Origin of the sequence: Streptomyces sp. NPDC048288, from assembly GCF_043201555.1 — a bacterium.
In the GTDB taxonomy this organism is placed as follows: domain Bacteria; phylum Actinomycetota; class Actinomycetes; order Streptomycetales; family Streptomycetaceae; genus Streptomyces.
The window spans coordinates 333,538-357,598 of the sequence record NZ_JBICZD010000008.1 but is presented as its reverse complement, the minus strand read 5'-3'; the positions used below and the strand labels follow the sequence as shown (position 1 = coordinate 357,598).

The following is a 24,061-nucleotide window of genomic DNA, read 5'->3' as shown; positions in this document are numbered from 1 at the left end:
TTGCGGGATCATTCCGACGCCATACGGGCACACGCGTCGATCAGGGACTGCTCGACCTCGTCCAGCGGGCGGTCCGCCGCGATCGCCTTCGCGAGATAGCGGGCGGACGTCTGGACGGTGAGGGCACGGGCCGGGACGTCCAGGGCGGGCCAGGGGTCGCCGTCCTCCGGTACGGCCGGGCCGCCGGCCGCGCGGTAGGCGGCGAGGAAGCGGGTCCAGTCCTCGGGCGGCAGCAGGCCGCACGCGTACCAGGAGGCGGGACGGGCGAGGTCCCAGGCGGGGACACCGACGCCGAGGTCGTCGACGTCGATCAGCCGCCAGGGTCCGTCGGGCGCCGGGTGCCGGACCAGCTGGCCGAGGTGCAGATCGCCGTGGCAGAGGGCGGGGGCACCGGGCATCGGAGCCTCGGCGCGGGCCCAGCCGGGCAGGGCGGACCAGGCGCGGAGGACGGGCGGGGCAGCGGGATGCGGGGGCGAGGCGGCCAGCGTCTCGCGCAGCCGGGCCATCGCGTGGGCGGCCTTGGCGGGGCCGCGCATGGCGGGTGTGCCGGGAGGGGGCGGGGTGCGGTGGAGACGGGCGAGGAGGGTGGCGGCGGCTTCCCAGGGGGCCTCGGCCGGGTCGCCCTCCGGGTCGATCGGAGCGCCGTACGGCCAGAGGGTGACCGGGCGGGCACCGGGCAGGGCGGCCGGGGTTTGCGCGAGCGGGGCGAGGAAGACGTCGGGGAGGACGGAGGCGGTGGCGAGACGGAGGGCGAGGGCGGCGGGGTCGGTGCCGGGGGCGTGGGCCTTGGCGACGGTTTCCGCGTGGCGCAGGACCGTGGTGTCGGGGCGGTCGGCGAGGGTGGTGGTGCCGCAGGCACAGGGGGCCGCCGGGTCGGGGTGGGCGGCGGCCCTGATCTTGGCGGTCAGTTGAGGGAGTACGTCTGCGGTCGTCACGGGGCCTCGGGGGTGCGGGGGTGCGGTGCGGTGCGGTGGCGAGGTGCGCTGCGGTGGTGAGGTGAGCGTACGTGGGGGTCGTGACCCGGGGCGGGGGCTGGGGGCGAGGGGGCGCTTACCGGCGCTGGCAGGGTGCCGATGCGCCCACCCGTGCCACCCCTAGCGGCACGCATGCCCGCAGCTACGTGAGACACGGCTGGAGCCCGCGCACGCAAAAAGCAATGCCGGCGCAGCTCCCCAGCTGCGCCGGCATTTGTGCCGTCCGCCGCACCCCCGTCCCCACGGGGTTTCATGGGTGGATGTCCCCGCCCGGACCGCTCTTCCGGGCCTGGGGTCGCCGCTCAGCGCCCCAGCATCACTCCCACGGACGACGCCTGAGTGGCCACCGTCTCCCAACCGTCGAAGACGAGGAGGAGCAGGGCCGCCAGGGGGAGGGCCATGAGCGTCGCCACCAGTGGGTGGCGACGGCCCTGTCGGCGGGGGCGGGTGGTGTGTGTCCGCTGTGCCGTAAGGGCCATGGTCCCTCTCCTGACCGTTCTCAGTTGTCTGGCAGCGGCGGGTGTCTGACCTCGGGGGACGAGTGCTGCACCCGCCGCTTGACCTCAAATCTAGGCGTGCGGCGTCCGGCGGGCGTCATGCCCTCGTATCGAATCGCGGGCCTCCGAGAGGATGAGCCATGACCTGCGGTCTACTCCCCTGGGTGGAGACGGTGACCCGGTCTCGTCCTACGTCTCGGGGTCTTCCCCGAGGGGGTGCCCGGTCCTTCCGTGTTTTTCCGAGCTGTCCTCACGGGGCACCGGCTGCTCGACGAGGGCAAGGACCCGGGTGGCCATGAACCGGGCGGTACGGACAACAGTCCCGTTTCGCGTGACTTCGCTCACTTCCACCACCCCTCGCCGTACCGCCGTCTCCACCCGGCGGCCCGCCCTGCTCGCCACCACCTCGTACGTGCGGGTCGTGTCTCCGGCGTCGACGACTATCTCCACTCGGTCACCCTTCACAGCTTCAATCCCCCTTCTGTGACGGCTTGTTGGAGCAGACGGGTGCTCAAAGGCGCCGAATACGGCGCCTTCCTGACCACTCCTCAAGTCTCGCACCCGGCACTGACAATCCATCGGGCCGAGAGGGCGCGGCCTCTGCGCACGGGCGGCCCGGTAAACGTAAGCTGTGCCACGTCAAACGGACCGGGCAGCGGGGATGAACATGGCGATGATGCGCCTGAGGCGCGAGGACCCGCGCGTCGTCGGCTCGTTCAGGCTTCACAGAAGGCTCGGCGCCGGCGGCATGGGCGTGGTCTACCTCGGCTCCGACAAGAAGGGGCAGCGGGTCGCGCTGAAGGTGATCCGGCCCGATCTGGCGGAGGACCAGGAGTTCCGGTCGCGTTTCGCCCGCGAGGTCTCGGCGGCCCGCCGGATCAGGGGCGGCTGCACGGCACGGCTGGTCGCGGCGGACCTGGAGGCCGAGCGGCCGTGGTTCGCCACCCAGTACGTACCCGGGCCCTCGCTGCACGACAAGGTCGCCGACGAGGGCCCGCTGCACGCGGCCGAGGCCGCGGCGGTCGGGGCGGCACTGTCCGAGGGACTGGTCGCGGTCCACGAGGCCGGGGTCGTGCACCGGGATCTCAAGCCGTCCAACATCCTGCTGTCCCCCAAGGGCCCGCGGATCATCGACTTCGGCATCGCCTGGGCCACCGGGGCCTCCACGCTCACGCACGTCGGTACGGCGGTGGGCTCCCCCGGCTTCCTCGCCCCCGAGCAGGTGCGCGGGGCCGCGGTCACGCCGGCCACGGACGTGTTCTCGCTCGGCGCGACCCTGGCGTACGCCTCGACCGGTGACTCGCCCTTCGGACACGGCAGTTCCGAGGTGATGCTCTACCGCGTGGTCCACGAGGAGCCGCACCTGCACGGCGTACCGGACGCGCTCGCGCCGCTCGTGCGGGCCTGCCTGGCGAAGGACCCGGAGGAGCGGCCGAGCACGCTGCAGCTCTCGCTCCGGCTGAAGGAGATCGCCGCGCGCGAGGCGCAGGGGCTGCCCGACGTACGGCCGCCGGCGCCGCGGGCCGCGGAGGCGGACCGGCCCACCGGGCGGCTCGCCGAGACCTACCCCGAGCCGCAGCGCACCCAGCGGCGGACGCAGGGGACGCCGGTACGCGGCACCAACCCGCCCTCGCGGGGCGGCAGCGGTCCGCGGGTCAACGGCGGTGTGCCGTCACGGCCGGGCGGCGGCGTACGTCCCACCCCCGCGCCGCGCGGCAACGGCACCCGGCCCGGGAACGGCAACCGGACCGCCTCGCGCGGTGGTGGCGGGCGTCCGGCGCCGCGTCCCACGGGCACCGGACGGCGGCCGGCCAATCCGCGGCTGCTGCGCCAGCGGCTGTTCGTGTTCGTCGTGGTGACGCTGCTGGTGGCGCTGGGGATCGCGCTGGCCCAGGGCTGTTCCGGACCGGCGCACGGGATGGGCGTCGTACCTGGTGGTGCGGTGTCCGGTGGTGCGGTGTCCGGTGGTGCCGTACCCGCGAAGACCGCGGCTCTGCGGGAGTAGCGGGCCGGCTCCCAGTGGCGGGCTATGCCTCGGGGCGGCCGGCGGTCACCGCGTAGAAGGCGACCGCGGCCGCCGCGCCCACGTTGAGGGAGTCGACGCCGTGGGACATCGGGATCCGCACCCATTCGTCGGCGGCGACCAGGGCCTGGGTGGAGAGGCCGTCGCCCTCCGCGCCGAGCATCAGCGCGACCCTGTCCATGCGGTGCGGGGCGGCCTCGTCGAGACTGCGGGCCTTCTCGTCCGGGGTGAGGGCGAGCAGGGTGAACCCGGCCTCGCGGACCGAGTCCAGCCCCTTGGGCCAGGTGTCGAGACGGGCGTAGGGCACGGAGAAGACCGCGCCCATCGAGACCTTCACGCTGCGGCGGTAGAGCGGGTCGGCGCAGTCGGGTGAGAGCAGCACCGCGTCCATGCCGAGGGCGGCGGCCGAGCGGAAGATCGCGCCGATGTTGGTGTGGTCGTTGACCGACTCCATGACGACGACCCGGCGGGTGGTGCGCAGCAGTTCGGTCGCCGTCGGCAGCGGCTTGCGCTGCATGGAGGCGAGGGCGCCGCGGTGCACGTGGTAGCCGGTGACCTTCTCGGCGAGCTCCGGGCTGACCGCGTAGACGGGGGCCGGGAGTTCGTCGATGACATCGCGCATGACGTCGACCCACTTGGCGGACAGCAGCATCGAACGCATTTCGTAGCCCGCGTCCTTCGCCCTGCGGATGACCTTCTCGCCCTCGGCGATGAACAGGCCCTCGGCGGGTTCGCGCTTGCGGCGCAACTCGACGTCGGTCAGGCCCGTGTAGTCACGGAGGCGCGGGTCGTCGGGATCCTCAACGGTGATGAGATCGGCCACAGGGTGATACTGCCTTGTCCTGGGTGGGGTGCCAATGGTCTGGAACGGGTTGCGTTACCCGGGGTTACGTCGGTGCCCGAGCGGGTGCCCTTTCAGGCCGCCGGGTGCGGGCCGACGTTCACGACCTCGCCGATCACGATGACCGCCGGGGGCTTCACCTCCTCCGCGCGGACCACCTCCGCCACGGTGGCGAGGGTGGCGTCGACCCGGCGTTGAGCGGCCGTCGTGCCCTCCTGGACGAGGGCGACGGGGGTGTCCGGGGACTTGCCGTGGGCGACGAGCGTCTCGGCGATCTTCCCGATCTTGTCGACGCCCATGAGGACGACGAGGGTTCCGGTGAGCTTCGCGAGGGACGGCCAGTCGGCCAGCGAGCGCTCGTCGTCCGGTGCGACATGGCCGCTGACCACGGTGAACTCGTGCGCGACCCCCCGGTGGGTGACCGGGATGCCGGCGGCGGACGGTACCGAGATCGAGCTGGAGATGCCGGGCACGACCGTGCAGGGGATCCCGGCCTCGGCGAGCGCCTGGACCTCCTCCATGCCCCGGCCGAACACATAGGGGTCGCCGCCCTTCAGCCGTACGACCGACTTGCCCTGCTTGGCGTGCTCGATCAGGGCGTTGTTGATGGCCTCCTGGGCCATGTAGCGGCCGTACGGGATCTTCGCCGCGTCGATCACCTCGACGTGCGGCGGGAGTTCGGCGAGGAGGTCGCGGGGGCCGAGGCGGTCGGCGATCACCACGTCGGCCTCCGCCAGCAGGCGGCGGCCGCGGACCGTGATCAGGTCGGGGTCGCCGGGACCGCCGCCGACCAGCGCGACGCCGGGGGTGCGGGTGCGGTGGTGCGGGGCGACGAGGGTGCCGTCGCGGAGGCCCTCGACGACCGCGTCCCTGATGGCGGCGGTGTGGCGGGGGTCGCGACCGCGTGCGTCGGTGGTGAGGACGGCCACCGTGACGCCCTCGCTGTGGCCGGTCGCCGGGGTCCAGGCGGTGGCCTGGTCGGCGTCGTCGGAGCGCACGCACCAGACACGGTGGCGCTCCGCTTCGGCGGAGGCGGCGGTGTTGGCGGCGGGGTCGCTGGTGGCGATGAGGGCGTACCAGGCGTCGGTGAGGTCGCCTTCGGCGTAGGGCCTGCGTTCCCAGGTGATCTCACCCGCGTATGCCATGGCTTCGACCGACGGGGTCGCTTCAGGGGATACGACGGTGATGTCGGCGCCCGCCGCGATGAGCGCGGGGAGGCGGCGCTGGGCTACCTGGCCGCCGCCGAGGACGACCACGCGGCGGCCGGTGAGGCGGAGGCCTACGGGGTAGGCGGGGTGTTCGGCCATGAGGTGCGGCTCCTCCGAGGCGTTGCTATAGCCCTGACGTGCAGATTTTAAGGGGCGGGGGCTTTGGGCGGCTCAGGTGTCCGGTGGCTGGGCTAGGTGGCCGGGTGCATGGCTGTGGGTGGTTGTGCCCACCCGTTCCGCCCTGCGGAACGGGTGGGCACAACCACCGGTCGGCCGACAGGGAACCCGGCATCGCCGGCCCGCGGCACACCACCACCGGCCCGCCGCGCCGGGCGCCCGGAACCGGTCGTCCCAGGGCCCCGGCGTCTCGGCGGCTCCCGCTACTTCTCCGTCACGCCCGCCGAGTCGAACGTGGCCACCTCGTGCATGGCCCTGGCCGTGCTCTGGACCAGCGGAAGGGCCAGCAGGGCGCCCGTGCCCTCGCCCAGGCGGAGGTCGAGGTCGACCAGGGGGCGCAGGCCCAGCTTGTTGAGGGCTGCCACGTGGCCCGGTTCCGCGCTGCGGTGGCCGGCGATGCAGGCGGCCAGGACCTCGGGGGCGATCGCGCGGGCCACCAGCGCGGCGGCGCCGGCGCTGACGCCGTCCAGGATCACCGGGGTGCGCAGGGAGGCACCACCCAGCAACAGGCCCACCATCGCGGCGTGTTCGAAGCCGCCGACGGCCGCGAGGACACCGATCGGGTCGGCCGGGTCCGGCTGGTGGAGTTCCAGGGCGCGGCGGACGACCTCGGTCTTGCGGGCGAGGGTCTCGTCGTTGATGCCGGTGCCGCGGCCGGTGACCTCGGAGGGGTCGGCGCCGGTGAAGACGGAGATGAGGGCGGCGGACGCCGTCGTGTTCGCGATGCCCATCTCGCCCGTCAGCAGCGCCTTGTTGCCGGCCGCCACCAGGTCGCGGGCGGTCTCGATGCCGACCTCGATGGCCTGCTTGGCCTCCTCGCGGGTCATCGCGGGACCGGTCGTCATGTCGGACGTGCCGGCCCGGACCTTACGCGGGAGGAGACCCGGCGTGGCCGGGAGATCGGTCGCCACGCCGACGTCCACCACGCACACCTCGGCGCCCACCTGGCCGGCGAACGCGTTGCAGACCGCTCCCCCGCCGAGGAAGTTGGCCACCATCTGGGCGGTGACCTCCTGCGGCCAGGGGGTGACGCCCTGTGCGTGCACCCCGTGGTCGCCGGCGAAGATCGCGACGGCCGCGGGCTCCGGGATCGGCGGCGGGCACTGCCGGGACAGGCCGGACAGCTGGGCGGAGATGATCTCCAGCATGCCGAGCGCACCGGCCGGCTTGGTCATCCGCTTCTGGCGCTCCCAGGCCTCGCCGAGCGCCTTGGCGTCCAGCGGGCGGACGCTGGCGACGGTCTCGGCGAGCAGGTCGTGCGGGTCCTCGCCGGGCAGCGCGCGGCGGCCGTACGTCTCCTCGTGGACGACCCAGGACAGCGGGCGGCGCTTGGACCAGCCGGCCTGCATCAGCTCGGGCTCGTCCGGGAACTCGTCGACGTAGCCGACGCACAGGTAGGCGATGACTTCGAGGTGCTCGGGCAGCCCGAGCGCGCGGACCATCTCGCGCTCGTCGAAGAAGCTGACCCAGCCGACGCCCAGGCCCTCGGCGCGGGCGGCGAGCCAGAGGTTCTCGACGGCGAGGGCGGCGGAGTAGGGCGCCATCTGCGGCTGGGTGTGCCGGCCGAGGGTGTGGCGACCGCCGCGCGTCGGGTCGGCGGTGACGACAATGTTCACCGGGGTGTCGAGGATGGCCTCGATCTTCAGTTCCTTGAACTGCTTCGCGCGGCCCTTGGGAAGGGACTTGGCGTAGGCGTCGCGCTGGCGCATGGCCAGTTCGTGCATCGAGCGGCGGGTGTCGGCCGAGCGGATGACGACGAAGTCCCAGGGCTGGGAGTGGCCGACGGAGGGCGCGGTGTGGGCGGCCTCCAGGACGCGCAGCAGCACCTCGTGCGGGATGGGGTCGCTGCGGAAGCCGTTGCGGATGTCACGGCGTTCGCGCATGACCTTGAGGACGGCCTCGCGCTCGGCGTCGTCGTAGGCGGGCGCGGCCGGGCCGGTGGACTGACGTGCTTCTGCCACGGGGGCCGTGCTCTCTTCCTGGTCGGCGGCCCTGGTGTCCAGGTCCTCCGCTTGCTGTACGACATCGGGGTGGGGCTCCGTCACGGGTCCGGGCTCGGCCTCGCGGGGGGCGGGGACGGTCGCGGCCTGTTCCGGTGCCGACTCGCCCTGGTCCTGCGCGGGGAGGACCAGGGGGTGCGGCGGGGTCGGGGCGAGGTGCGGGGTGGTCGGCACCTGGCCGTCCACGGCGACGAACTCGCCGAGAGGCTGGTCCGGCACCGGCTCCACCGGGACGGCCGCGGCCTGCGGCTCCGGGGGCTCCCCGGCCTGGGTGCCCTGCGTCTGGGGGCCGGCGAGGGGCACCTCGACCTGCGGGACGGGCTGCGCCTCGGCCAGGGGTACGACGACCTCGGCGGCGGCCTCGGCGCCCACCGGCTCCGGGGCGAACGGCACGGGTTCCTCGGCCTCCTGGGCCACGGGAGCGACGGGCTCCGGCGACTGCGGGGCCTCGGCGACGGGCTCGGGGGCCGGCGGAGCGGACTCCTCGATGACGGCCTCCTCGGACGGCACCGGCGCGAGCGGTGCGGCCACCACCGGCTGGACCGGCTCGGCCACGACGGCCTCCGGGACCGGAACCGGCGCTGCTGCCACGGCCTCCGGGACCGGAACGGGCTCAACGGCCTGCTCGGGTACGACCGGCTCCTCGGCCTGCGGCTCCGGCGCGGCCGACTCGACCGGTGTGACCGGCACGACCGTTGGGACGGACTGCGGCGGTTCGGCCACGACGGCCTCGGCGGCCATGGGCACAGCCTCGGTGACCGGCTCCGGAGCCACGGGCTCCGCCAGCTGACCGGTCTCCTCCACCACGGCCACCGCCACGGCCACGCTCACGGGCACGGCCTCGGGCGCGACGGACTCAGCGGCAGCCGCCCCGTCGCCGGGCACCTGCACGGGTACCGGCACCTGTACCGGGTCGTGACCGTGCGGGGCCTGGGGAATCGGGGGGACGAGCGTGGCCGGTACCGGTTCCGGTGCGGCCACGGCCTGCGGCGCCACCGGCTCGGCGACGGGAACCGGAACGGTCCCGTCGACCGGCTGGGCCGCGCCCGCCGCCCTCTGCTGCTCCACCGCCACACCCACGACGCCCGCCTCCGTGGCGAGCCGGGCGAGAGTCGCGTGGGCGATGCCGGACGGGTCGGGTGCCGGGACCTGCGGGCCCACCGCGGGCTCCGGCACCAGAACGGCGGGAGCCGCCGGGGCGGCGGGGGCGGGCGGCGCGGCAGGAGCGGCGAGAGCCGTGGAGGACACGGTCTCCGCCACTGGAACAACCGTTTCGGCAGCCGGGGCCTGTACGCCCACCTGTGCCACCGGAGCGGCCTGCGGGACGGCTTGCGGGAACGCCTGCGGCGCACCCCAGGGCGCGGCGGACTGCGGTACGGCCTCGCGCAGCGGCTGGGCGTCGAGGTATTCGGGGCCGCCGGAGGCCGGCGGGCCCGGCTGCCGTACCGGTGCGCCCGCCGGGCCGCGGTCGGCCAGGGAGCGGACCGGGCTGGTGGAGGTGTCCGGGATCGGCGGCCCGAGATGGAGCGGGCGGCGCGGGGCCGGGGCGGCGGCCGGGTCGTGCGGCACCGAGAGGATCGGAGACGCGGGGACCGAGGTGGGCAGCCGGACGCCGGTGAGGTCGACCGATCCGCTGTCGCGGCCCGCCGTCTCGTGCGGTCCGGGCTCGTGGACGGTCTCCACGACCGGTTCCGGCGCCGGCGGCGGCACTTCGTTGCCCCAGGCGCCCTGGGCGCCGGGGAGCAGCAGCTCTTCGTCCTCGGCGGGCGACTCGGAGAGGTAGGTGTACGCGCCGTGCGCGGGAACGCCCGGCTGTTCCACCATGCCTGCGCTCTCCGGCAGTCCCTCGCCCGGGACCTGGCCGGTGTCCGTCATGCGTACCCCTCGCCCATCGGTTAGTGCCTTCTACGACCAGCTCACCCGGGGCGGCGCACCGACCGCCCCACAGTGAAGAACGAGCGTGCGTGCCCAGCGGCACGAACGACCCGCCGGAAAAGGCGACAAAGCCATTCAGTGGCATTGTCCCGGCCGTTCGACCGTCGCGACAGCGTGATCCGCGACAGCCCGCTGTGGACTGCGCCACGTTGCGCGTCCCCGGTTCCGCCGTACCACACCCGTCCCAAAAGGGGCGTGTTTTCCGGACATTGACGAACGAATTTCCGGGCCACCGGTGCGGTGCAGCGATCGGCCAGCCTACCGCGCGCAGTATGACAACAGGATCACGGGGCGCGCTCGGGGAGAACACCGCTGAGCAGGAACGCGACGTTCCGCTCGGTCTCCGTCCACGCCCTGGTGTCGAGTTCGACGGACTGCAGCAGGGCGCATTCGACGTCGTATCCGTGCTCGGTCAGGTCGCGGCCGATGAGTTCGGCCGCGTCCCGGGTGGCGGCGTGGGTGACGATGCGCTGCGGGCGGCGGTCGGCGACCGCGGTGACGACGGCCGCTCCCCCGCCGCCGACCCGGACCACGTCGGGTTCGGGCAGGTTCTCCAGTACGTGGGGCGCGCCGCCGTGCACGATCTGGAGCTGGACGCCGAACTTCCGGGCGGCCGTCTCGCTGCGCACACAGGCCGCCAGGTCCCGGTCGACGGCGATGACGGCGGCCCCGGCGCGCGCGGCCTCGGTGGCGAACGCCCCGCTGCCGCAGCCGATGTCCCAGACGAGGTCGCCGACCCGGGGCCCCAGCCGGGCGAGTTGGGCGGCCCGGAGCAGATCCGTTTCCCCTTCGCCGAGCGCGGCTCCGTCGCCGTACTCCGTGTCGGGCTGCACCCAGCCGCGCGGGCCGGCCGACGGGTCCCGGCCGGCGATCCAGCCGCCGCCCTCGGCCGCCGTCACGGGTCCGGCCGGTCCGCCGATGACGATGACGACGTTGGGGTCGCGCCAGGCGCGGTCGGCGGCCTTGTCGGAGGTGACGATGTGCACCTGCTCGCGGTCGGTGCCGAGTTCCTCGCAGACGACGAAGGTGCGGTGGACGCCCTCCAGCAGCAGGCCGAGTTCGGCGGGTCCGGCGCCGGGTGAGGTGAGGACGGCGACCTTGGTGTGGGCGCGGCACACATTCACCGCGCGTCGCAGGGTGCGCCGGTGTGCCACGACCACCTGTGCGTCGTCCCAGGGCATGCCGGCGCGGGCGAAGGCGGCGGCCACCGAGGAGACGGCGGGGACGACCTCGACCTCCAGGCCGAACTCGGGCGCGCGCAGGGTCCGTACGACCCCGAAGAAGCCGGGGTCGCCGTCGGCGAGCACCACGGCGGTGCCGCGGTGGCCGGCGATGCGGCGGGCGGCGAGGGCGACGCTGCCGAGGCGGATGCGTTCGGCGCGGGGCGGCACCTCGGGCAGGGCGAGATGGTGGGCGGCGCCCGCGACGAGGGTGGCGGCGCCCAGGGCGCCGCGGGCTGCCGCGGTCAGGGGCGAGCCGTCCCAGCCGATCACCGTGACCCGGTCGGCCATCGTCGTCAGTCTCCAGGGTTTTCGCAGGCCGTCAGGGTCGGGGCCCAGGGGGCGGGCTCCGTGAGGGTACCTGGTGGAGGTGTCCGGAACGCGGCGGGCGAGTCCCGTCGCGTCAGTTCCAGGAGGTGAAGCCACCGCTCTCGGCGAGTTCCTCGCCCGCGCCGTCCAGGTCCTCGGGCAGCAGGCTCCACACGATGTAGTCGGTGCGCGCGTCCAGCCAGGTGCCGTCCTCGGTGCGGACGTGGACTATGCAGGCGTTGCGCAGCACGCCCTCGCTGATACAGCCGATCTTCTGGGCGACCTGCTGCGAGGCGGTGTTGTCGGCGGCGGTGCGGATCTCGATGCGTTCCAGCTTCTGGTCGCCGAAGAGCCACTGGGCGGTGGCGAGTGCGGCCTCGGAGGCGTAGCCCTCGCCGCGGGCCCAGGGGGCGACGATGTACGACAACTCGGTCGAGCGGACGTGCCAGTTGGTCTTGGCGAGCTGGATGATGCCGACCAGCCGCTGGGTGAGGAACTCGGTGACCGCGAGGTCGAGGCCCCGGCCGGCGGTGCGTTCGCCGGGCGCGTACTCGGCGATCCAGCGCCGGGCGCCGTCCTCGGTGAACGGCTGCGGTACGTCGGTCCAGGCCCCGACCTGCTCGTCGTTCATCATCTCGGCCAGGGCGGGCACGTCGTCCTCGTCGAGGGGACGCAGCACCAACCGCTCCGTGCTGATGGAGATGTTGGGGAAGGTGCTAGTCATGCGCCGCTCCGTAACCTTCGGAAATCCTTCCGGGCCCAGACCTTATGGACCCGCGAACTGCCCAGCATGCAGCATGAAACCACCGAACCGCACGACGGGGTCCTCCCCCACTGCCTCAAAGGCGTGGGGGGACCCCCAGTGGTGAACGAGTGGACCCCGTGCGTGGCGATACGCCGTATACGTGCCACACCGAGACGATCAGAAGGACGGGATGACCGAGCCCTGGTACTTGTCCTCGATGAACTTCTTGACCTCGGGCGAGGTGAGGAGCTTCGCGAGCTTCTTGACGCGCGGGTCCTTCTCGTTGCCCTTCTTCACCGCGAGGAAGTTGCCGTAGGGGCTGTTCTTCGCGGACTCCAGGACGAGGGCGTCCTTGGCGGGCTTGATGCCGGCCGAGATGGCGTAGTTGCCGTTGATCACCGCGGCGTCCACGTCGTCCAGGGAGCGCGCGGTCTGGGCCGCCTCGACCTCCTTGAACTGGAGGTTCTTCGGGTTCTTCGCGATGTCCTGCGGGGTCGCCTCGCTGCCGGCGCCGTCCTTGAGGGTGATGAGGCCGTTGGCGGCGAGCAGCTTGAGGGCCCGCGCCTCGTTCACGGCGTCGTTGGGGACGGCGATCGTCGCACCGCTCTTCAGCGCGTCGGCGCTCTTCACCTTGTGGGAGTAGAGGCCGAGCGGCTCCAGGTGCACCGTGACGACGGGCACGATGTGGGTGCCGCGCTTCTTGTTGAAGTCGTCCAGGTACGGCTGGTTCTGGAAGTAGTTGGCGTCCACCGAGCCGTCCTCGGTCGCCGTGTTGGGCGTGATGTAGTCCGTGAACTCCTTGACCTCCAGGTCGAGTCCGGCCTTCTTCGCCAGGTTGTCCTTGACGTAGTCCAGGATCTCGGCGTGCGGGGTCGGGCTCGCGGCGACGACCAGCGGGCCGCTGTAGTCGGCGGAGCCGGAGGCGGAGTCCTTGCCGGAGCCGCAGGCGGTCAGCCCGAAGGTGAGGGCTCCGGCGGCGAGGACGGCGGTGGTGAGCTTGGCGGTGTTACGCACGAAAAGTGCCTTTCCTTAAGGGTGGAGCGACCCCGCGAAGGGTGGTGCGGGGAGTTCTGGGGAGCGTGGCTCAGCCGGTCTTGCCGGTGGCCGCCGACGCCTTCAGCAGGCGCAGCTTCGGCGCCGGGCCCGACGTGCCGCCCCGGCGGTGCAGCGAGCGCGCGGCGTAGTCGCCGGCGAACTGGATGACCGAGATGACGACGGCGAGGATGGCCACCGTGATCCACATCAGTTCGGTCTCGAAGCGCTGGTAGCCGTAGCGGATGGCGATGTCGCCGAGGCCGCCGGCGCCGACCGTGCCGGCCATGGCGGAGTAGCCGATGAGCGCGACGACCGTGGTCGTGGTGGAGGAGATGAGCGAGGGCAGCGACTCGGGGACGAGGACCTTGCGGACGACGGTCCAGGTGTTGCCGCCCATCGACTGCACGGCCTCGACGAGCCCGCCGTCCACTTCGCGGACAGCCGTCTCGACGAGGCGCGCGAAGAAGGGGATGGCGCCGATGGCGAGCGGCACGATGGCGGCCTCACGGCCGATGGTCGTCCCGGTGATCCAGCGGGTGAAGCTCATCAGCGCCACCATCAGGATGATGAACGGCATCGAGCGGGCGATGTTCACGATCTGCCCGATGACCTTGTTGGCCAGCACGTTCTGCAGCAGGCCGCCGCGGTCGGTGAGGACGAGCAGGACGCCGAGCGGGAGTCCGGCGACGACGGCGATCACCGTGGACCAGCCGACCATGTAGAGGGTGTCCCAACACGCCTGGGACAGCAGCGGCTGCATGTCGGACCAGCTCACTTGGCACCTTCCTTCACCAGCGCGGGCTCCTGGCCCAGGACGTCGATCTGCAGGCCCTGTTCACGCAGGAAGCCGATGGGCACCACGTTCTCCTCGTAGCGGCCGGGCAGTTCGATGCGCATCCGGCCGATCTGGAGGCCGCCGACGGTGTCGATGGCCGCGCCGAGGATCGATATGTCGATGTTGTAGGTGCGGGAGAGCTGGGAGATGACCGGCTGGGTGGCGGCCTCGCCGTGGAAGGTGACGTCGAGGACGGTGCGGTCCGCGCCGGAGGCCTCGCCGCCGACCGGGAAGAGCGCGGCGGCCAGCTCGGAGCCCGGGGTCGCGAGCAGCTCGCTGACGGTCCCGTGCTCGACGATGCGCCCCTTCTCCATGAGGGCGGCCGAGTCGCAGATGGTCTTCACGACGTCCATTTCGTGCGTGATGAGCAGGACGGTGAGGCCCAGCTGCCGGTTCAGGTCGCGCAGCAGCTGGAGGATGGAGCGGGTGGTCTCCGGGTCGAGGGCGCTGGTGGCCTCGTCGGAGAGCAGCACCTTGGGGTCGCCGGCGAGGGCGCGGGCGATGCCGACGCGCTGCTTCTGGCCGCCGGAGAGCTGGGCGGGGTAGGCCTTCGCCTTGTCGGCGAGACCGACGAGGTCGAGCAGCTCCAGGGCCTTGCGGGAACGTTCCTTCCCTGAGGTGCCGAGGATTTCGAGCGGCAGCTCGACGTTGTCCTGGACGGTCCGGGAGGACAGCAGGTTGAAGTGCTGGAAGACCATGCCGATCCGGCTGCGGGCCTGGCGCAGTTCCTTGCCGGCCCGGGGACCGCGCCCGGCGAGGGCGGTGAGGTCCCGTCCGTCGACCGTCACGGTGCCGGCGGTGGGGCGCTCCAGCAGGTTGACGCAGCGGATGAGCGAGGACTTGCCGGCGCCGGACTGGCCGATGACGCCGTACACCTCGCCCTCGCGGACGTGCAGATCGACGCCGTCGAGGGCGGTGACCTCGCGGCCGCGCGAGCGGTAGACCTTGGTGAGGCCCGTTGTGGTGATCACGTGGGTTTCCGTCACTGTCGAGTGCGCGGGCGTGGGTGTGCCCGGGCGCACGGATGCGTTCGTGCAGGGACGCGGCACGGTTCTCGCGAAGGCGCTGAACCGGGGAGAACATGTGCGCGGGGGCGGCTGGTGTCACATACACGCGTCGTGGCGTCGTACGGACATGCCACCTGTCTCGCTTCGGGGCGCGAGCTCTGGGGTGGTGCGGGGGCCCTCTAGAAGGCGCACATTCGACACATACAACGAGCACCGGGCGTCATGGTCGCCTCGGTCGCAGGGGTGCGGTCGCTCGTCGTGGTCATGCGATCAGTAAACCAGACCTACGGTCCTGACAGGCCGCCGCCGTCCGCATCCTGGACAGCCGCGGACAGCCCTCAGCGGCGCTCGGAGATCTCGACGGCGTGGTCGGTGACCAGCACGGACAAGGCCGACAGGTTCTCGACGACGAGGTCGGCGCGCAGCTCTTCGGCGCGGTGGGTTGTGGCCAACGCCACGGTGGCCATCCCGGCGGCGCGGCCCGCCCGGAGCCCGGCGGGGGCGTCCTCGAAGACCACGCAGCGGGCCGGGTCGACGCCCAGCCGGCGGGCGGCGAGGAGGTAGGGCTCGGGGTCGGGCTTGCCCCGGGTGACGTCGTCGGCGGCGATCAGGGTCTTCGGCCGTATCCCGACCGCCTCCAGACGGGCCTCGGCCAGCCGGCGGGTGGCCGAGGTCACGACAGCCCAGCGGTCGGCGGGCAGCGAGTCGAGGAGGGCGGCGGTGCCGGGGAGCAGTTGGACGCCGCCGCCCGGGACGTCGTCCACTTCGAGCTGTTCGACGCGGGCGACGGCCTCCGCGACCAGGTGGGCGGGGAGCAGGTCGGCGACGATCTCGACGGCGGGACGGCCGTGCAGTTCGACGCGGGCGAAGTCCTCCGGGGTGATGCCGTACTCGGCGGCCCAGAGGGTCCAGCAGCGGTCCACGGAGTCGAGGGAGGAGACCAGGGTGCCGTCGTTGTCGAAGAGCAGGGCTTGTGCGTGGATCGTCATGGTCTGGACCCTACGGCGTACGGCGGGGGCGACGGCATCGGGCCGTTTCGGCCGTAATAAGGTCACGGCATGCTCAATGCCCTGCTGACGGTGACCGGAGTCGCCGCGCTGCTGCTCGCCGTGTGGTGCGGGTGGGCCGCGTACCGGGACCAGCCGACGAAGGACTGGCACTTCATCGGGATGGCCGTGGTGTCGGTGCTGGCGTTGGTCCAGCTCGTGGCCGGGATCGTGCTGCTGGCGCGGGGCGAGAAGCCGGACCAGGGGACGACGATCTTCGTGGCGTATCTGCTGGGGGCGTTCGCGTGTGTGCCGGCGGCGGGGTTCATGTCGCTCGCCGAGCGGACCCGGTGGGGATCGGTGACGGTCGCCGCGGGTGGTGTGGTACTGGCCGTGCTGGAGGTGCGGCTCTATGACATCTGGGGAGCGTGAGATGACCACCGTGGAGGAGAAGCCGAAGCGGCTGACGAGCGGGCCGGGGACGCTGCTGGTCTGGTTCTACGGGGTGATGGTCGTCGGGGCGGTGTCGCGGTCCGCGTACCAGATCGCCACCGAGTTCGACCGGGCGCCGCTCGCGTACGCGTTGTCGGCGGTCGCGGGGGTGGTGTACGGGTTCATCACGTACACGTTGGTGCGGGGTGGCGAGACGGCTCGGCGGGTGGCCGTGGTGTGCTGTGCCGCTGAGCTGGCCGGGGTGTTGATCGTGGGTACGTGGACGCTTGTCGACTCTTCCGCGTTCCCGGATGCGACGGTGTGGTCGGATTACGGGATGGGGTATGTGTTCATTCCCGTGCTGTTGCCGATTTCTGCCTTGTACTGGTTGCGGAAGGGCGCGCGGGGGGCGGCGGGCTGAGGAAGGTGCGCGACCAGCGGTGCGTTGTGGCTGGTCGCGCCCACGCGGCGGCAGCCGCAAATCAAACACAGCCCCGCGCCCCTGACGGGGCGCTACTCAGGCCGTAGTTGCATAGGTGCTGGCCGGCTTCTCCAGGACGATCATGGGGACGCCGTCGGCGCCCTTGGACGTGCCTACGGTTTCGTAGCCGACGCGGCGGTACAGGCGGAGGTTGCCCTCGCTGCGGTGGCCGGTGAAGAGGCGGAACTTCTTCGCTCCGCGCTCCTCCTCCAACGCCCCCTCGGCCGCGCGGAGCAGTCGCGCGCCGATGCCGTGGCCCTGGAGACGGGGGTGGACGCAGAGCTTGCCGATGGCGGCGGCGCCGTCCTCGGTGACCGAGCCGCGGACCGAGCCGACGACCTCCTCGCCGAGCCGGGCGACGAAGACGCAGTCGGTGGCGAGCTCCTGGCGGACCGAGTCGAGGCTCTGGACGAGCGGATCGATGCGGTAGTTGCCGTACAGCGCCGCCTCGCTCTGGAAGCACAGGTACTGGAGCCTGAAGATCTGCTCTGCATCCTGCTCGGTCGCCACCGAGATGGTCACGCTCATGCCCATGTGCGCACGCCTCCCGCTCACCTGATCGCCTGTCGTTCTCACTCCTATCCCCGCACTTCGCGGGACGCAACCTCCGGCGTCAACAATCGGCGCAGACATCCCAGACATCTGGAACGTTCCGGTCCCAGACTGCCCTGTGAGATACCCAACTCCCCCGCGATCTCCCGGTAGGTGAGGTCCTTCGGGGAGAGCAGGGCCTGGAGCAGGCGGGGGCAGCGGCCGGGGAGCCGGGCGACCGCCTCACGCAGGGCCCGGTGGCCGGCGGTGGCGAGGACGCGCTGTTCGGGGGTGGGGGTGGCGGTGTCGGCGGGTTCGGTGCCGTAGGGGCGTTCGAGGCGGGTGGTACGGCGGGTGCGGCGGGACTCGGCGCGGACGGCCCGGCGCAGCCAGTCCTCGGGGGCGCTCGGCGGACCGTGGGTCTGCAGGCGTTCCAGGAGGCGGAGCCAGACGGTCTGCTCCAGGTCGCCGGGGTCGCTTCCCGAGGCGTGCGCCTCGGCGGAGGCCTCCGCGGTGAGCAGCGGGCGCAGCGCGGTGACCAGGTCGTACGTCATATGCGGAACGACGCGGCCGCCCCGGGGCAGGTTGCCGGGGCGGCCGGGAGACACCCCGAACGGGGTGCGGGGGCTCAGCCGTTGACGAAGTCGGCGCGGGCCAGGACGGCGGTGTCGGCGTTGTCCGAGAAGACACCGTCGATGCCGGTGGCGAAGTACGTCTTGAACACGCCGAAGGGGTCGCCGTAGGCGTCCACGTCGGTGCCCTTGCGGAAGGCCGGCGGCAGGAAGGGGTTCTCGTTGCGCATGGTGTAGGGGTGCAGGATCAGGCCCACCTTGTGCGCGTCCGCGACCAGCGTGCTCGGCGTGGTGAAGTTGCCGCTCGCGTCCTTCGGGATGATCAGGTCCAGGGTCGGGCCGATGCCCTGCGCGTAGCCGGCAATCTCGCGGAGGCCCTTGGGCGTGATCAGGTCGGCGACGGTGCGCGGGTCACCGGTGGCGACGAAGTCGTAGGGCTGGGTGGTCGCGCCGGAGAGCAGGACCACCAGCGGGTTGTCGACCAGCGTGTTCAGGCGCTGGATGCTGGTCGGCTCGAAGGACTGCAGGATGACCGGCGAGTTCCGCTTGTCCTTGCCGTACTTGCGCAGCAGCTTGGCGACCCGCTCCTCCAGGCCGAGGCCGAGCCGGCGGAAGTAGGTGGGGTGCTTGGTCTCGGGGTAGATCCAGACCTGCTTGCCGCGCTTGCGGGTCTGCTCGTCCTGCCACTTGAGGACTTCCTCGAAGGTGGGGATCTCCCAGCGGCCGTTGTAGAGCGTGTTGTGCGGGCGGTTGGCCGGGATGCGCTCGATCGCGCGGAGCGTCTTCAGCTCGGCGAGCGTGAAGTCCTCGGTGAACCAGCCGGTGGTGGGGACGCCGTCCAGCGTCTTGGTGGTCTTGCGGTCGGCGAACTCGGGGTGGTCGGCGACGTTCGTGGTGCCGCCGATCTCCGGCTCGTGACGGCAGACCAGGTGACCGTCCTTGGTGGGGACCAGGTCGCCGGCCTCGACGATGTCGGCGCCGAGGTCGAGGGCCAGGTTGTACGAGCCGAAGGTGTGCTCCGGGCGGTAGCCGCTGGCGCCGCGGTGGCCGATGATCGTCGGCTTGGGGAGGCTCTTCAGGCCGCCGTTGCCGTAGCCGGCCTGCTTGGCCTCGGCGGCCCTCGCGGCACCCGGCAGTCCGAGGACCGCGCCGCCGGCGCCGAGGACCGCGGCGCCGAGCAGCGCCCGCCGTCCGGTCGTGCCGTTCACTGACGTCCGCTCGTTCGAGTCGTGCGTGTCCATGAGCGCTCTCCTGACCTTCACCCTTTGATGCCGGCTGATCGTAGGGGTGCCGACGTGACCGAAGGGAGACCACCGACCCAACGGTCGGGTGACGCCGTATGGCTGATGGACGGCGCGTGATGACGGGCCGTCGGCGACCTCGGTCACATCGTCGCGAGCTCGTTACGAACCGTCTTCTGCGCGCCACCGCAGGTAAACCAGCGTCAACAGTGCGTAAGACCTCGGTGAACCGGCCGTACCCGATGTGCGCTTCCCACACAGCCGCGAGTAATGTCCTCACCTGCACAGACTCATACCGCCCCTCGACATCGGAGGACCCGTTGTCCCGCTTCGCGCTCATCAAGGCAGTGCTCGGACCGATCATGCGCCTGATGTTCCGCCCCCAGGTGGAGGGCGTGGAGCACATCCCGGGGGACGGTCCGGTCATCCTCGCCGGCAACCATCTGACCTTCATCGACTCGATCGTGCTGCCGCTGGTCACCAAGCGACAGGTGTTCTTCATCGGCAAGGACGAGTACGTCACCGGGAAGGGCCTCAAGGGGCGCCTGATGGCCTGGTTCTTCACCGGCGTCGGCATGATCCCGGTGGACCGGGACGGCGCGAACGGCGGCGTGGCGGCGCTGATGACCGGGCGGCGGATCCTGGAAGAGGGCAAGATCTTCGGGATCTACCCGGAGGGCACCCGCTCCCCCGACGGCCGGCTCTACCGGGGCCGTACCGGTATCGCGCGGCTGACGCTGATGACCGGCGCGCCGGTGGTCCCCTTCGCGATGATCGGCACGGACAAGCTGCAGCCGGGCGGCGCGGGCATCCCGCGGCCGGGCAAGGTCACCGTCCGGTTCGGCGAGGCCATGGAGTTCTCCCGTTACGAGGGGATGGACCGGGACCGCTATGTGCTGCGGGCCGTGACCGACTCGGTGATGGCCGAGGTCATGCGGCTGTCCGGGCAGGAGTACGTGGACATGTACGCCACGAAGGCGAAGGCCGCCTAGGCCGCCCGACGGCACGGGCCGTCCGGCACACACTCTTTCGGCGCAAGGGCGCGGGCCTGTGGTCCGTGCCCTTCTGTCTGCCATCCGCCTGATATCCGCCTCGGTGCGCCTGCCGTCCGCCTGGCGGTGGAATCTGGCCCGACACTTCGATCATTCCTCCGTATTTACCGGCCATATGAGCACACAGCATGTCTTATTCAGACATGCAGAAACCTTCTCGGCGTACCCTGCTCCGTGCTCCGTTCGCTGCCGCAGGCGCGGGGCTTCTGGCGTCCTGTTCCGACTCCGGCTCAGAACCCCGCTCCGGCCCACAACACACGGCCGGCACCGGAGCGTTCGTACCCCAGGGGCCCCGGGGGTTCGTGAACCCGTCGGACCCGGAGGTTCTCGCGGCCGAGCGGAAGCGGGGGTCCGGGCCGGTCCGCATGGTCAGTTTCACGGCCGCGCCGAGCATGCTGGACCTGGGCGGACGGTCGGTGCACAGCTGGGCGTACAACGAGTCGGTGCCGGGTCCGCTGGTGCGGGTCACCGCCGGTGACGTGCTCAGCCTGACCGTCGGCAACCGGCTGCCCGAGAAGACCACACTGCACGCCCACGGGGTGCGGCTGCGCTGCGACATGGACGGTGCCCCGGACCTGACGCAGCCCCCCATCGAGGCGGGGACGGACTTCATCTACCGCTTCGTCGCCGCCCACCCGGGCACGTATCTGTTCCACTCCCACGTCGGCATGCAGCCCGACCGTGCCCTGTACGCGCCGTTCGTCGTCGACGACCCGAGGGAGCCCCTCTCCTACGACAAGGAGTGGATCCTCGTCCTGGACGACTGGGTGGACGGCATCGACGGCTCCAACCCCGAGCAGGTGATCCAGCAGCTCAAGCCGGGCGGCTCCATGGGCATGGACATGGGGGGAATGGGCATGGGTCCCGGCCGCGGCAGCCCGAGCCCGCACGGATCGAAGCACGCGTCCATGGCACCGTCGAAGTCCAAGGCCGCGTTGGGCCCGGACCGGGTGCTGCGCGACTCCCACAGCAGCATGCTGCACGGGGAGGGCGGCAATGTCGCCTACCCGCACTACCTGGCCAACGGGCGGCTGCGCACCGACCCGTCCGTCTTCCGCTGCAAGCCGGGCGACCGGATCAGGATCCGCATCATCAACGCGGGCTCCGAGACCGCCTTCCGGGTCGCGCTCGGCGGCCACGACATGACCGTCACCCACACCGACGGCTATCCCGTGAAGCACCAGCGGACGGACGCCCTGCTGGTCGGCATGGCCGAGCGGTACGACGTGCTCGTCACCGCCAAGGACGGCGTCTTCCCGTTCGTCGCGCTGGCCGAGGGCAAGCCGGGCAAGGCGCTCGCGCTGCTCCGGACCGACAAGGGAAGAAACCTTCCGGCGCCGGATGTCCGCCCGAGTGAACTGGACCGTGAGTGCGTGCCGGCGCGGCGGCTGGTGCCGGCCGAGTCCGTCGCCATGGACGACCGGAAGCCCGACCGGGACCTGCGGATCAGGATCACGGGCACGATGAAGAAGTACGACTGGGGGTTCGACCACACGCCGTACGACGTGCGGCAGCGGCATGCCGTGCGGGCCGGTGAGCGGGTGCGGCTGACGCTCATCAACGCGACGGACATGTGGCATCCGATGCATCTGCACGGGCATACGTTCGCGGTGACCGGGCTGAACTCGGAGGGGGCGCGGAAGGACACGACGATCGTGTTGCCGCATCGGAAGCTGGTGCTGGACTTCGATGCCGACAATCCGGGGTTGTGGATGCTGCACTGTCACAACCAGTACCACTCGGAGAGCGGGATGATGACGGTGCTGGGTTACAAGAAGTGATGTCCTGAGGGGTTCGGTGGTCTTTCGGGGGCGGGTGCGTGGGGGCTGGTCGCGCAGTTCCCCGCGCCCCCAGGGGGTTGCGCCTACGCGGCGCTTTCCAGTTTCTGCCCCTTGAGCAGGAACCACGCTGCCACCGCCGTGGCCAGGAGGACCGCGGCGCCCGCGCCCGAGGCCAGGTGGAGGCCGTGGGTGAAGGAGTCACGGGCCGCTGCCAGCATCTCCGTCGCCGTGGGTGCCGGCATGGTCTTCGACGCCTCCAGGGCCGCGCCCAGGGATTCGCGGGCGGCGGCCGGGGTGCCCGGCGGGGCCGTGAAGTCGCGGTAGACGCCCATGACGATCGAGCCGAGCAGGGCGATGCCCAGGGCCGCGCCCAGTTCGTACGCCGTCTCGGAGACCGCCGAGGCGGCGCCCGCCTGGTCCTTGGGGACGCTGGAGAGGATGACGTCCGCGGTGACCGTGAAGGAGAAGCCCGCGCCGACGCCGACCACCAGGAGGGCGGCGCCGAGGATCGGGTAGCCGGTGGACTGGGAGAGGGTGGTCAGCGCCGCGAGGGCCACGCCGACGGCCGCCAGGCCGCCGGAGACCACCGCCCGCACCGAGTAGCGGCGGGCCGCCCGGCCGGCCACCAGCCCCGCCGCCACCGCGCCCACGGCGGCCGGGAGTTCGGCCAGACCCGCCTCGAACGGGGGCCTGCCCTGGACCAGTTGCAGGTACTGCGAGAGGAAGAACACCAGGCCGGACATGCCGAGCACGGTCAGCAGGTCGGCCAGGACCGCCCCGCTGAAGCCGCGCCCGCGGAACAGGCGCATGTCCAACAGGGGCTTGGGCATGGTGAGCTGACGGCGGACGAACCCGTAGAGGGCGGCGGCACCGAGCAGGGCGGTGGCCGCGGTCACCGCGGTGAGGCCGTGGGCGGCGGCCTCCTTCACCGCGTAGACGACCGCGATCATGCCGACCAGCGACAGGACGACGCTGATCAGGTCCCAGGGGCCGGGGTCCGGGTTGCGGGACTCGGGGAGCGTCCTGATGCCGACGAGGACCAGGACCACCATCACCGGCAGGTTGATGAGGAAGACCGAACCCCACCAGAAGTGTTCGAGCAGGAAACCGCCCACGATCGGGCCGACGGCCGTACCGGCGGAGGCGGTGGCGCCCCAGATGCCGACGGCGAGGCTGCGCTCGCGCGGGTCGTGGAAGAGGTTGCGGATCAGGGCGAGGGTGGCGGGCATCAGGGTCGCGCCCGCGACGCCCAGCAGGGCGCGGGCCGCGATCATCATGCCGGGGGTCGTCGCATAGGCGTTCAGGACGGATATCGCGCCGAACGCCGTCGCGCCGACCAGCAGGATCCGCTTGCGGCCGATGCGGTCGCCGAGGCTGCCCATGGAGACCAGCAGACCGGCGATGACGAACGAGTAGACGTCACCGATCCAGAGCAGCTGGGTGCCGGTGGGCCGGAGGTCTTCGCTGATGTAGGGGGTCGCGAGGCCGAGGACGGTCGCGTCGACGGCCACCAGCAGCACGGCCAGCACGAGGACGGAGAGCGCGAGCCAGCGGCCCGGACGCTTCTCCTCCGCCTCCGCGACATGCGCCGGCCGCAGGGTGCTGCTCATGATTCCTCTCTTCTTCGTGCGCCGCCGAGCAGCAGCTCGACGATCATGTAGGTGAAGTCCTTGGGGGCGACGCGGCCTTCGGAGACCGCCCAGGCGCCGGAGGCCAGCAGGCCGTAGAGCGCCTCGGTGAGCCAGGCGGGTGTGAGGTCGATACGGAACTCGCCGCCGCGCTGGCCGCGCCGGAAGAGCGCCGCGATGCGGTCGTCGATCCGGCTCCAGCCCTCGTTCTGCCCGTCGCCCTCGAAGAGCTGGTTCTCGGTGTAGAGGAAGGCCAGCAGGGCGGCGGCCGGTTCGATCTCGCGGACCAGGCGGTGCACGGCGTCGTCCGCCGGGCCCTCGTCCAGCCGGGCCGCGTCCAGGGCCGCCTCGCACTCCTCGATACCGAGCGCCTCCAGCGCGCGGACGAGCGCGTCCCGCCCGGCGAAGTGCCGGTGCAGGGTGGCCCGGCTGATCCCGGCGGCCTTGGCGACCTCGTCCATGGTCGCGGTGGATTTGCGGGTCAGCAGGGCGGCCGCGCTGCGGAGCACATGGTCACGGTCGAGGGCCATGAGACAAGAGTAGCCCATGTG

22 protein-coding genes are annotated in these 24,061 nt (G+C 72.0%); 5 read left to right on the top strand and 17 right to left on the bottom strand.

The window, feature by feature from the left end:
- Nucleotides 1–8: 8 nt before the first annotated feature.
- The 3 genes from ACGFZS_RS29215 to ACGFZS_RS29205 all read right to left on the bottom strand — a co-directional run bounded on the left by ACGFZS_RS29215 (nt 9) and on the right by ACGFZS_RS29205 (nt 1,936).
- The gene (locus ACGFZS_RS29215; RefSeq protein WP_393797617.1) at nt 9–935 is read right to left on the bottom strand and encodes a phosphotransferase family protein; all 927 of its coding nucleotides are present in this window, start codon (nt 933–935) and stop codon (nt 9–11) included.
- Nucleotides 936–1,276: 341 nt separating this feature from the next.
- Nucleotides 1,277–1,453 (bottom strand): hypothetical protein, encoded by a 177-nt coding sequence (locus tag ACGFZS_RS29210; RefSeq protein WP_046726640.1) that lies wholly within the window; start codon nt 1,451–1,453, stop codon nt 1,277–1,279.
- A 207-nt stretch (nt 1,454–1,660) separates the two neighbouring features.
- Entirely contained in the window at nt 1,661–1,936 is a 276-nt protein-coding gene (locus ACGFZS_RS29205; protein ID WP_393661708.1) for a hypothetical protein, read from the bottom strand.
- Nucleotides 1,937–2,132: 196 nt separating this feature from the next.
- Between ACGFZS_RS29205 and ACGFZS_RS29200 the strand changes: the two genes are divergently transcribed.
- Nucleotides 2,133–3,476 carry a protein kinase gene (locus ACGFZS_RS29200; RefSeq protein WP_393797616.1) on the top strand — a complete coding sequence of 448 codons (1,344 nt, stop codon included), beginning with the start codon at nt 2,133–2,135 and terminating at the stop codon, nt 3,474–3,476.
- Nucleotides 3,477–3,498: 22 nt separating this feature from the next.
- On the opposite strand, the gene ACGFZS_RS29195 is transcribed toward ACGFZS_RS29200, so the two are convergent.
- The 9 genes from ACGFZS_RS29195 to ACGFZS_RS29155 form a co-directional block, all read right to left on the bottom strand.
- Nucleotides 3,499–4,317, bottom strand: coding sequence for an RNA methyltransferase (locus ACGFZS_RS29195; protein WP_093505269.1), 819 nt, complete (start codon nt 4,315–4,317; stop codon nt 3,499–3,501).
- A 92-nt stretch (nt 4,318–4,409) separates the two neighbouring features.
- Nucleotides 4,410–5,642, bottom strand: a complete 1,233-nt coding sequence (cobA, locus tag ACGFZS_RS29190) for a uroporphyrinogen-III C-methyltransferase (RefSeq protein ID WP_393797615.1) — start codon at nt 5,640–5,642, stop codon at nt 4,410–4,412.
- Nucleotides 5,643–5,923: 281 nt separating this feature from the next.
- A complete protein-coding gene (cobT, locus tag ACGFZS_RS29185) occupies nt 5,924–9,595 on the bottom strand; it encodes a nicotinate-nucleotide--dimethylbenzimidazole phosphoribosyltransferase (RefSeq protein WP_393797614.1) in 3,672 nt (1,223 codons plus the stop codon).
- A 344-nt stretch (nt 9,596–9,939) separates the two neighbouring features.
- Nucleotides 9,940–11,166: a precorrin-6y C5,15-methyltransferase (decarboxylating) subunit CbiE gene (gene cbiE / locus ACGFZS_RS29180; RefSeq protein ID WP_359222684.1), complete on the bottom strand. Its 1,227-nt coding sequence runs from the start codon at nt 11,164–11,166 to the stop codon at nt 9,940–9,942.
- 112 nt (nt 11,167–11,278) lie between these two features.
- On the bottom strand, nt 11,279–11,908 hold the full coding sequence (locus ACGFZS_RS29175; RefSeq protein ID WP_393661702.1) for a GNAT family N-acetyltransferase: 630 nt from the start codon (nt 11,906–11,908) through the stop codon (nt 11,279–11,281).
- A gap of 198 nt (nt 11,909–12,106) precedes the next feature.
- Complete coding sequence (locus ACGFZS_RS29170) at nt 12,107–12,943, bottom strand: MetQ/NlpA family ABC transporter substrate-binding protein (RefSeq protein ID WP_359222682.1); 837 nt, start codon at nt 12,941–12,943, stop codon at nt 12,107–12,109.
- Between the two features lie 70 nt (nt 12,944–13,013).
- The gene (locus tag ACGFZS_RS29165) at nt 13,014–13,739 is read right to left on the bottom strand and encodes a methionine ABC transporter permease (protein WP_393797613.1); all 726 of its coding nucleotides are present in this window, start codon (nt 13,737–13,739) and stop codon (nt 13,014–13,016) included.
- Entirely contained in the window at nt 13,736–14,770 is a 1,035-nt protein-coding gene (locus tag ACGFZS_RS29160) for a methionine ABC transporter ATP-binding protein (protein ID WP_393797612.1), read from the bottom strand. The genes ACGFZS_RS29165 and ACGFZS_RS29160 overlap by 4 nt, the downstream gene beginning before the upstream one ends.
- Before the next feature lie 374 nt (nt 14,771–15,144).
- A complete protein-coding gene (locus ACGFZS_RS29155) occupies nt 15,145–15,795 on the bottom strand; it encodes an HAD family hydrolase (RefSeq protein ID WP_393797611.1) in 651 nt (216 codons plus the stop codon).
- A 69-nt stretch (nt 15,796–15,864) separates the two neighbouring features.
- On the opposite strand from ACGFZS_RS29155, the gene ACGFZS_RS29150 reads away from it, so the two are divergent.
- Together ACGFZS_RS29150 and ACGFZS_RS29145 are read left to right on the top strand one after the other, a co-directional pair.
- Nucleotides 15,865–16,224, top strand: coding sequence for a hypothetical protein (locus ACGFZS_RS29150; protein WP_393797610.1), 360 nt, complete (start codon nt 15,865–15,867; stop codon nt 16,222–16,224).
- A gap of 1 nt (nt 16,225) precedes the next feature.
- Nucleotides 16,226–16,645, top strand: coding sequence for a hypothetical protein (locus ACGFZS_RS29145; protein ID WP_393797609.1), 420 nt, complete (start codon nt 16,226–16,228; stop codon nt 16,643–16,645).
- A 96-nt stretch (nt 16,646–16,741) separates the two neighbouring features.
- Here ACGFZS_RS29145 and ACGFZS_RS29140 read toward each other — a convergent pair whose 3' ends face one another.
- The 3 genes from ACGFZS_RS29140 to ACGFZS_RS29130 form a co-directional block, all read right to left on the bottom strand.
- Nucleotides 16,742–17,239: a GNAT family N-acetyltransferase gene (locus tag ACGFZS_RS29140; protein ID WP_181806979.1), complete on the bottom strand. Its 498-nt coding sequence runs from the start codon at nt 17,237–17,239 to the stop codon at nt 16,742–16,744.
- Nucleotides 17,240–17,283: 44 nt separating this feature from the next.
- Nucleotides 17,284–17,790 carry an RNA polymerase sigma factor gene (locus tag ACGFZS_RS29135; RefSeq protein ID WP_393797608.1) on the bottom strand — a complete coding sequence of 169 codons (507 nt, stop codon included), beginning with the start codon at nt 17,788–17,790 and terminating at the stop codon, nt 17,284–17,286.
- Nucleotides 17,791–17,864: 74 nt separating this feature from the next.
- Complete coding sequence (locus ACGFZS_RS29130) at nt 17,865–19,049, bottom strand: glycerophosphodiester phosphodiesterase (RefSeq protein ID WP_393797607.1); 1,185 nt, start codon at nt 19,047–19,049, stop codon at nt 17,865–17,867.
- A gap of 242 nt (nt 19,050–19,291) precedes the next feature.
- On the opposite strand from ACGFZS_RS29130, the gene ACGFZS_RS29125 reads away from it, so the two are divergent.
- Both ACGFZS_RS29125 and ACGFZS_RS29120 read left to right on the top strand, forming a co-directional pair.
- A complete protein-coding gene (locus ACGFZS_RS29125; RefSeq protein ID WP_359222719.1) occupies nt 19,292–20,041 on the top strand; it encodes a lysophospholipid acyltransferase family protein in 750 nt (249 codons plus the stop codon).
- A 203-nt stretch (nt 20,042–20,244) separates the two neighbouring features.
- Entirely contained in the window at nt 20,245–21,882 is a 1,638-nt protein-coding gene (locus tag ACGFZS_RS29120; protein WP_393797606.1) for a multicopper oxidase family protein, read from the top strand.
- An 83-nt stretch (nt 21,883–21,965) separates the two neighbouring features.
- Here ACGFZS_RS29120 and ACGFZS_RS29115 read toward each other — a convergent pair whose 3' ends face one another.
- Together ACGFZS_RS29115 and ACGFZS_RS29110 are read right to left on the bottom strand one after the other, a co-directional pair.
- The gene (locus ACGFZS_RS29115) at nt 21,966–23,492 is read right to left on the bottom strand and encodes an MFS transporter (RefSeq protein WP_393797605.1); all 1,527 of its coding nucleotides are present in this window, start codon (nt 23,490–23,492) and stop codon (nt 21,966–21,968) included.
- On the bottom strand, nt 23,489–24,040 hold the full coding sequence (locus ACGFZS_RS29110; RefSeq protein ID WP_393797604.1) for a TetR/AcrR family transcriptional regulator: 552 nt from the start codon (nt 24,038–24,040) through the stop codon (nt 23,489–23,491). The genes ACGFZS_RS29115 and ACGFZS_RS29110 overlap by 4 nt, the downstream gene beginning before the upstream one ends.
- Nucleotides 24,041–24,061: the final 21 nt, after the last annotated feature.